Source organism: Acinetobacter sp. YH12039, assembly GCF_013420015.1.
In the GTDB taxonomy this organism is placed as follows: Bacteria; Pseudomonadota; Gammaproteobacteria; order Pseudomonadales; family Moraxellaceae; genus Acinetobacter; species Acinetobacter amyesii.
The window spans coordinates 135,527-145,289 of the sequence record NZ_VOZA01000006.1 but is presented as its reverse complement, the minus strand read 5'-3'; the positions used below and the strand labels follow the sequence as shown (position 1 = coordinate 145,289).

Here is a 9,763-nt window from a genome sequence, read left to right as displayed (position 1 = left end):
CTCGGTTAATTAAGGCTCGGTTATAGGATGACCAATTGGTTGTACGGTAGATTTTAGAGGCAGGCTTATTCATTTTGAAATTATATTGCTGAAAAAGCCTTTACAGATAGGTTTGTGCAACAAAGCCGTCTTGAACTAATAATAAGGTTGGTTTTGATTTTTCAACGGGAAGAATAAGGATACTTAAGCCATCCTAACTCCTCCCATTCATAATTTTAATATTTTTCTAGTTCTGAATAGTAATTACTTTTATTCAGATCTCGATACTTATGATCACCTTTGTAAAAATCGGCTATAATTTCATATTTTCTCGGATCATCTATAAGAAGAATTATAAGATCAATATATTTTTTTGCCAAATCTATATCGTAAAATTCTGAATCTTCATATTTTGAATATAAATTTACACATCCATCATAATACTCTAACAAATAACCATATTTCTTTAATTTTTCAAAATCATTCTTAGCTTCATAAAAATTACCTTCACGTAAATTAATTTCTCCCAACCCATAATAACCATTCATAAACCCCAAGCTCACAGCCTTTTTAAAGTTAAATCTAGCAGTTGATAAACTCACAAAACCATCTTCAAATAAATATATTTCCCCTAGATTAATATAAGAACTCAAATATCCAGCTTCAATTGATAAATTGAAATATTTTATTGCCAGTTCAACATCTTTTTCGTCTTCATTATAATTATAAAAATAACCAAGCCGATAAAAAGCCTCGGGATTCCCAGCGAAAGATGCATCCTCAAAATACGATTTTGACAACTTATAATATCCATTTGAATATAATATTGCTCCCACTCCAACTTTTTCATCTACATTAAACTTATGTGAATAACTAGAAATCAAATAAAAAGCCTCTTTGGTTTTTTTTGCATGAAATAAATCATTTATTTCATATACAATTGATTCATTTTTTTTAAAATTATACATTCCAGCCTCCTCATCCAAGATATTATTTTCACCTTTAGCACAAGAAAATAATGGAATAATTAAAATAATAAAAATCAACTTAAATAAATTCATACCAATTAACCTTTCATTTGTTTTTTTTCTTTTCTTCATCTTTCATCGGCTTTGTTGCACAAAGATGTAAAAATTAAGATTGCCCATATCTACTCAAATTTAAGGCATAACTTGGGTATGTGGTTGACCTAACTCGGTAAATTTATTTAACACGGCTATACGTGCATGGATCTCATTGACTTGGCTATCAAATTTTCTTGCACTGAGTTTATCCCCCAATAATTTGATGCAATGCATCTTAGTTTCGACCAAACTTCGGCAATGATAGCCGGACCATTTTTTCCATAATGTCCTGCCTAAACGTGTAACTGTTCGAAGTAATTCATTTCGCTCTCGCGAGCTACTCTTTGTATCTTTCCATGGTTTCGCATTTTTTCTAGGTGGAATCACCGCATGCGCTTGCCGATCTGCAATGACCTGACGGCATCGTTTTGTGTCATAAGCACTATCTGTATAAACAGAATCGATTTGTTCATCTAAGGAAATTTGATCGAGTAAATCACCAAGTACCTGTGAATCACTTACATTGTTAGTTGTAAGCTGAACTGCACGTATTTGGAGAGTTTTAGCATCTATACCAATATGTAATTTACGCCATTGACGACGATATTCAGGCTGATGTTTCTTCCTTTTCCATTCACCTTCACCTAAAAACTTTAGACCGGTAGAGTCTACCAGCAAGTTAAGCCCACCACTGCTTTTTTGATAACTAATCGCAATATCAATATGTTTTTGTCTTCTGCAAAGCGTACTGTAATCTGGTGCGGTCCAATTTAATCCACAAAGTTTAATCAGACTTTGCACAAAGCCAGTGACCATACGTAAAGATAGAAGGAATAAGGATTTAATCATTAAGCAGCATTGAATAGCAGTATCGGAGTAAGTTTGATTTCGTCCATGTTTGTCTTGTGATTGTGCATACCACTGGGTCTTAGTGTCAAACCAAATGGCAATATTTCCGCGACTCATGAGTGCTCGGTTATATGCGGGCCAATTGGTTGTGCGATAGATTTTGTGTGTAGGCTTCTTCATTTGAAAATTATATCGCTGAAAAAGCCTTTACAGATAGGTTTGTGCAACAAAGCCGGTAAGAAATAAAAAAACCTGCTAATACTTTTCTCTTTAATTACAAAAACAAGAAAATAATTTTATTTAAAAAACCTATCAAACAGTATCTTTTCATATAACCCCAGAAAATAAAGCTTCATTATGATAAAAATGATTACATAACCCGAATTACGGATAAGAAAAGCCCTTGAAAAAAAGGTAGTTAGAGCCATTTAGAAAGTTACGACACAACCCAAAGGCTCTAACTACCATGTACGATTTTACAGAAATTTTTTGTATTGTTGATGATTTTTTCAAAAAATTTGAACCCATCTATTGGCAATTTCTCAAGCAAGAAAACAAACGTCAACGTATCAGACAAGCAACGCTATCTTTATCAGAAATTGTGGCTATCTCCATCTACTATAAAACATCTCAAGTACATAATTTTAAGATGTTTTTTAACTTGCTTTGTCAGTTTGAAAGCAAACTCTTTAAAGACTTGCCTTGTTATAAAAACCTGATTACCCTCATCAATCAGCACCAACTTGCTATTCATGCTTTGCTTTATGCGTTGAGCCAAAAAGATGAAAGTTCATATTTATGGATTGATTCAACACCTTTACCTGTTTGTAAAAATAAAAGAATCCCTAAAGGTCATCATGCTTTAGATGAGATTGCTTCTCGTGGTAAAAGTACGATGGGCTGGTTTTATGGTTGCAAATTACACTTGCTGATGAATCAAGAGGGTGAAATTGTAAATTCAGATTTATCAAACGGACATATTGCTGATCTTAAAAAAGTTGAGGATTTAGTGAATGGCTTATCAGCAACGGTCTATGGTGATAGAGGCTACATTAGCCAACCATTGAAAGAAACACTTAAAGAGCAAGGCATTGATTTAATTACTTATCCAAGAAAAAATATGAGAGTGACCTTATTGCCATTTTCTGATGAATTTCATCTACGACAACGTAAAAAAATTGAAACATTGATAGGATTATTGAAAGAAAAATATCACTTAGTTACGAGTAAACATCGTTCGATTGCTGGTTTTTTAGCAGGCGTATTTTCTTCACTATGTGCGTATCAACTTTGCCAAAAGAATAAGCCTAAAATTCATGTGATTAAATCTTTGGCTTATCCGTAACTGGGGTTACATAATGAAGCCTTTCCATTTATTTTTATCTAAGAATATTTAAATTATTAATTGCGTTCAAATGTCCTTGCTTAGCTGCTTTTTCATACCAAAACTCAGCTTGCTTTTTATCTTTTTTTACATACACGCCTTGCTCAAAGAAAACCCCTAAATTATATTGTGCTTCAGGATTACCTAGTTCAGCAGCTTTTCCAGAGAAACTAAATGCCTTTTCATAGTTTTCCTGATCCAAGTACATTTTTGATAACCCCTCATATGCCCGTGAAGGATTATCTTGGACTCCTAATAAATACCAACGCTCTGCTTTTTCAAAATCTGGTGATCGACCAAAATCTTTAACTCTATATAGTTCTGCCAAGTTCAATTTAGCATCTTTGTTACCATACCTATTTGCTTCTAAAAAACATTCTTCAGCCTTTTGAAAATCCTTATCTTTTCCTAACCCAGCAAAATAAATCATACCTAATGAATTTATAGCTTCATGGTTATTAGCTTTTGCAGCCTTTTCAAACCAATAGTAAGCTTTATCATAATTAGGTTTGATATTATCTAACCCATTTAGATAGACCCATCCCATTAGATTCTCTTTTTCATCTAAGGATAAATCTTTTAAATTAAGAATTTCACACTGCTTACTACTACTTCCTGCTAATTTACACTCTTCCTCGAGCGTAGGGAACTTGTCCTGTTTATTCAAATTTGTACAAGCAATTAAGCTACATATAACAATGCTTATAGCGGAAATAAACAGAACTTTATTTTTGAGCATTATTATGCTATCTCTTATAAATTACAGAAAATTATTTGAATACTTACTGTTTTATCTTTTCTTTTGCACTTGAGATGCCTTGCTCATATGCTTTATTAAAGTAAAATTGAGATAAACTTTCATTTAACTTATTATAATCTGGAGATGAATATATGACCCCTAAGTTATAAGATGCTTGTCCTTTACTCATTTTACTAGCTAATTCAAAATACTTAATAGCTCGATCCACATCTTTAGTGATACCATTACTATTTATCAAATTAATACCCAAATTTAAAGCAGCCTCAGCATTATTTAATGATGCAGATTTTTCCCAGTAATTATTACAAATTTTATAGTCTTGTTTAACAACCACACCTTCGCAATATATCAACCCTAACTCAAATAATGAAAGAGCATCATTTTTTTCGGCTGCACTTTTTAAATAATTTAACCCTTCTTCAATATTTCCTTCTTCAATATAAATAGAGCCTATAGAGCCCATTGCATCAACATCATTCAACTTAGCAGCTTTAAGATAATATTTTTTTGCATTTTCTATACTTTTTTGAACTCCAGTTCCAGTGTAGTACTTAAAACCAGTATTATACATAGCGGAGACATTTCCATTATCTGCCGATTTTTTTGTCCACTCAAATGATTTTTTAGTATCATAAGTTCCACTCAGCGCTTTAAAATAAATATCTGCCAATATTAGTTGAGCATCACTATTACCCTCTTTTGCCAAGTTTTCATAAATAGGTTCGAGTCTTTTATAATATTCTTTCTTTTCATCAGAGTTTGATGGTGCAGCTTCTGCTTGTGATCTTAACTGCTCAGCTTGTTCAAATGTCATATTTAAATCAGATGATGTATTTGAAGCATTACAAGCAGTAATACATATACTTACAGCTAGACTCACTAATAATTTCTTTTTCAGCATTTTGTACATAACCTCTTAAAAACTCATTTTGTTAAAAATGTCATTAATGTTGACATTATTTGGCGGAATATGTGCATGAGAGCGAGGATCATACTCAGGAATGGTTTTGGGATCGATATATGATCGGGGCTTTGGTTTAGGTACACTTTTTTCACATCTACCATTTCGACCATTACAAATGGGCCCACGTGGGTCATTTGTAAAACAAGCTTCAACCTTATAGCTAGATAAACTAGGTATAACATGTCCACTTGAAATTCCAGCACTAGCAGCGACTCCTCTATCATATGTCGACATTAAGCCATCACTAGATGCTTCACCTAAACCAGTTTTACCAAAACCTATACCTCTAAATAATACAACACTAGCACTTACATCTCCCCACCCACCATTCAATGCGTCTTTATAAACACCATCATATGGGTCATGAAAAGTTACTGATCTACTTCCTGCCGCTCCTAAAGTGCCCCCCCGCCCATATGAGCCACCACCAACAACTATTGATGCGACACCTCTTTCATTATTTAGGCATTGGGATCTTAAATCATATTTAATTCCTGTTCCGGCAAGAACACTAACTTGATAACTTGAACCAGTCCATTCAGTTAACCCCATCGGATCTACCCACTGATTCGGATCACTTACATAAGCTAAATTATTAAGTCCGCCAGCTAGTCCAATAGGATCTTTACTTACATATCTCGCACTATACGGCTCATAATAACGGTAACGGTTATAATGTAATCCAGTTTCACTATCGTAATATTGCCCTTGGAAACGAATATTGGTTTGCTCAAGTAAATTATGAGAAGCCTTTATTTCTAAAGCTTCACCCCATACATCCTGCTTAATTTCCCATATACATTCACCTAGCTCATTGCTCAATGTTTGCGGTGTACCAACTTGGTCACAGTGATAAAAAAGTACCCGCTCCAATTCAGCTTTATTTTTTCGTGTTTCAGTTTTCCATATCGGATCTTTATAAACCGAATAATCTTCATGCTGAAATTGAGCATAATCTGGAGTTTCTAAAAGCTTGATAAAACCTGTATAGCCCGTTTGCAGCAACGGTACAAAACTCTGCGGTTCATAGACATAATGCTTGGTGTAGTTTCCTTCGAAGTCATTAGATTGCTGTGACTCCCAAATCATCAGGTCACCGTCCCAGCCGAATAAGGTCAGGGTTTGCGCATTTTGATTTTTCTTATATAAACGCCTTCCAAATACATCATAACCATATTCAGTCGCCTGACCATTAAGCTCACTTTGGATCAAACGGTTCAGGTTATCCCATGTCAGTTTTAATGTTTTACCTGCATGGCTGCTTTCAATTACATTGCCTTGCGCATCGTATTTATAGTTTTTACCCTTATATTGAGCAATCAAATTACTTTTCACTTGAGATGCCTGCGTGGCAATCGGGTCAATCAAATTCCCCGCAGGGTCAAAAGCAAAGCTTTCCGTTTTATGCACACTTTGGCTCTGTATCAAACGGCCAACCGCATCATATTGATAATTCAGCTTGCCTAAACGGCTGTCATCCACCTGAGTGAGTAGATAATTTTGATCATAATGATACTGCCGTTCCGCCTGATGCTGTACTCGCCCTAGAGTCTCTTGCTCTGGCTGAATCAGCTGCGAACTGAGTAAGCCTACATCATTATAATTTTTGCTTTGAACCAATCCATTGGCAAGCATCCGCGCTGTTTCACGGTGCAAGTCATTGCGCTGAAATGCCACCATGTCTTTTTTATTTAACGCAATGCCATAAATATGCCCTGAACCATAACTCAAATTGCTTTGAACCTGTCCATCAGGGCGAATCGTTTGAGTTAAATTTCCCAGCACATCATATTCATAACGCAGCACAGCCGTCAGCGGAGTTAAATGCGGCACTTTATAATGCTGATGCTCACGAACCAATTGGCCAAGCGCGTTGCGATAAAAATCGATTTGACTGTCTTTATTCCTCGCCTTACTCAACTGATGATTCAGGTTGTATTCAAATTCTTCTGTTTGACTTACACGAGTTTGTACATGAGTATAAGTTTTTGAAGCGATTGCGCCATCAGCAAAATATGCAAATTGAGTAAACACATTCGGCTGACGGATTTGGAACAGCTGACCGTTTTCATTGTAGCTATAATATTTTTCTTCGCCGTCGAAGGCCTGTTCACGTGCCAATTGACCATAACGGTTATATTCAAATAAATATTCTGCATGGTTTTGATTGATCAGCTTTTGAATACGGCCTTGCTGATCCCATTGGTAGCCTATTTGATGACGATTCGCATCTATACGCTGTTCGAGCAAACCCACAGCATTATAACGGTACTGTGTACTTAAACCTGTAGTATCCGTATGCTTCAGCAAGCGTCCTTCTTCATCATGTTCAAATTGTTCTTTTAAACCATCAGGGTAGACAATAGCTTTAAGCTGGCTTTTGTCTTTTCCTTCTGAACTGTAGATATATTGCACACCTGTTTGGTCTGCGGCTTGTTGTTCTTTGAGTTGCCCTTCTTCATCGTATTGCCAAGTACTTTCTTTGCCTGAACAATCGGTATATGCGGTCATTTGTCCCAAATCATTGTATTGAATTTTTTTAGCGCCGCCTTTGGCATCAATGATTTCTATAACTTGATTATCGTTGTTGTATTTATATTGCGTGCTATAACCTAAAGGATTAATTTCCTTGGTGACATTACCATCCGCATCGTATTCTTTTTTCCAAATATTCCCTTCTGGATCTTTAGTCTCAGTTAAATTCCCTGCTTTATCATATGCAAAGCGGATCATACCACCATTCGGCTGTACGATTTTAACCAACTGATCTTGCTCGTTATAAATTTGTTCGGTTTCTAGGCCTGCAAAATCAATTTGACGGGTAATGCGTTTTTGACTGTCACGAGAGAGCCACTTTTCTCGGCCATCAGCTAAGCGTGTGCGATAAGTAAAACCGTCTAAATCAAAGTAGTAATAGGTTGGCACATCATAAGCATCGTACACAGCAACTTGGCGCAGTCTCGGGTGCCACTCCAAACGTGTTTTAAAACTACCATCATCTGCCCATTCTGCGATGGCTTTGGCATTCGCCTCTTTTGATTCATAACGGATATTTTGCCCACGACCAGTACGGTCGGTATAGCGGGTCAGCTGATGCGCATCATTATATTCATAGCTGCGTACATGGCCATTTTGATCTACAGCCTTAATTAAATTGCCTTGCGTATCATATTCATAACGTGACACTGGCTCTGCCTGTTCATCCACAAAAGCAGCGATAACTTTTACTTGATCATTAAAGGCAAACTTGAGCTGGTGTTTAGCTTTCTTCAGTTGAAAATCAATACTTTGCAGATAAGCCTGCTGTTCAAATAGTAAATAACTTAAAGCAACTTTTTCATCTGTTTCTTCATTGAATTGCTGAATCAACTGATAGTGTTTTCCGCCATTAAAGCTGTGAAAATGGAAACTCCACGCTGAACCAAAGTTTAGTAGCAAATCTTCATTTTCTAAAGGTTCTACCGTAAAGCCTTCATAAGGCACCGTGTATGCTTCATACAGGATTGACTCAGGCAACTGATGCTTGCGCCCATTACTGTCTATAAATAAGTAGCCATTTTTATTTTGGCTAATGACATTCGAAAAAGGCATCATCCAACGCGCGCCCATCATGCTGCCATCAAACTCATGCATTTGCGAATTATATTGACGGCTGAAGCTAAAGCCCACTTTGGGTAAGTAGAAATCAGTATGATTGACTCGTTCTGCGCCAATGGAATAGCTGATACTGTGCTTAGATTGTGAGTCAGCTCCTTGGCAAGGCGGATTATTCAGTGCATCGGCCTGTAAAGTTAAAAACTCTAAAGTATCACCTGTTGTATGCTGCTCATGCTCACCAGTTTGATTTAAAGGAACGCTGGCACTGGCTTTATTGCCTTGTTTTTTGATGGCTTTTAAGGTTTCTTGTATCAACCAAGCAATACTATATTTTGTACCTGTATTTGCTTGTTGCTGAATTAGATTCGGTAAAAGCGATTGTGCTTGTTGTGCTTCCAACTGTAAAGATGTGACCCCTGTTGGCTTTTTAAGTTTCGGTATCAAACTAGCAAGCGCACTGGTTTGTGTCAGATCAATCAGCGGTTTCGTCCAGTTACTAAATTGTTCCGCTGGATCTCGTTTTTCGGCAGTTGCGCCAAAATTAATGGTTGGTGATACCAGTCCTGATTTCGTTTCAGTTGCAAAGGCTGAGAGTATGGATATACCCAATGTGCTTGCACCTGAAAGCAAGGTAGGTAATTTAGCTTGTGTTTCAGTCAGGAATTTTTCTATATCCCCTGCCATTTGCGCATTTAAATGCAAAGACATGCGACGGATATCGGCTTCTTTGACTTTACCATTTTGCGGATATAAACATTCAGCCATGAGTCCCAATAAAGGACGTAAAGCCATTCGTACATGAGCTTCGGCTTTGGGTTCTAAGTATAAACCAATCAAGTTCATACAAAGTAAAGCGCCTTGCTGTACTCCTGACTCACCTTGTTTTTGCTCAGTACAAAACAATAGTAAATCTAAGACTGAACCTGAAAGTGCAAAAATATTGGCAACCGTTGGTACATTAGCAAGACTTTTCAACTGCCCTAAGTTGGTATTACCACATTGCTTTAAATAGTTTTCAATTTGATGTGCAATAAACTTATGATCTTCTGTATGCGTCACACTCTCTAAGTTAAAAATCGCCAGTTCAACTGCTGGCTTAGTTGTTGTCTGTTGTTCTTGTTGAACATTTTGCTCAGTTGTCATGTAAAAACCTATTACTCAAATTC

The 9,763-nt window shown here is 36.3% G+C and carries 6 protein-coding genes; 1 reads left to right on the top strand and 5 read right to left on the bottom strand.

Annotated elements, in window-relative coordinates:
* Positions 1-215 precede the first annotated feature (215 nt).
* Together FTT98_RS04995 and FTT98_RS04990 are read right to left on the bottom strand one after the other, a co-directional pair.
* Positions 216-1,079, bottom strand: a complete 864-nt coding sequence (locus tag FTT98_RS04995; RefSeq protein WP_180042368.1) for a tetratricopeptide repeat protein — start codon at positions 1,077-1,079, stop codon at positions 216-218.
* Positions 1,080-1,139: 60 nt separating this feature from the next.
* The gene (locus FTT98_RS04990; RefSeq protein ID WP_180042370.1) at positions 1,140-2,072 is read right to left on the bottom strand and encodes an IS5 family transposase; all 933 of its coding nucleotides are present in this window, start codon (positions 2,070-2,072) and stop codon (positions 1,140-1,142) included.
* A gap of 286 nt (positions 2,073-2,358) precedes the next feature.
* Between FTT98_RS04990 and FTT98_RS04985 the strand changes: the two genes are divergently transcribed.
* The gene (locus FTT98_RS04985) at positions 2,359-3,237 is read left to right on the top strand and encodes an IS982-like element ISAba4 family transposase (RefSeq protein WP_180042372.1); all 879 of its coding nucleotides are present in this window, start codon (positions 2,359-2,361) and stop codon (positions 3,235-3,237) included.
* A 34-nt stretch (positions 3,238-3,271) separates the two neighbouring features.
* On the opposite strand, the gene FTT98_RS04980 is transcribed toward FTT98_RS04985, so the two are convergent.
* Genes FTT98_RS04980 through FTT98_RS04970 form a run of 3 tightly spaced genes read right to left on the bottom strand, consistent with a single transcriptional unit; the run spans position 3,272 to position 9,740 of the window.
* Entirely contained in the window at positions 3,272-4,015 is a 744-nt protein-coding gene (locus FTT98_RS04980) for a tetratricopeptide repeat protein (RefSeq protein ID WP_180109949.1), read from the bottom strand.
* 43 nt (positions 4,016-4,058) lie between these two features.
* Positions 4,059-4,937, bottom strand: a complete 879-nt coding sequence (locus tag FTT98_RS04975) for a tetratricopeptide repeat protein (RefSeq protein ID WP_163146125.1) — start codon at positions 4,935-4,937, stop codon at positions 4,059-4,061.
* A 15-nt stretch (positions 4,938-4,952) separates the two neighbouring features.
* The gene (locus FTT98_RS04970) at positions 4,953-9,740 is read right to left on the bottom strand and encodes an RHS repeat-associated core domain-containing protein (protein WP_180177078.1); all 4,788 of its coding nucleotides are present in this window, start codon (positions 9,738-9,740) and stop codon (positions 4,953-4,955) included.
* Positions 9,741-9,763 lie beyond the last annotated feature (23 nt).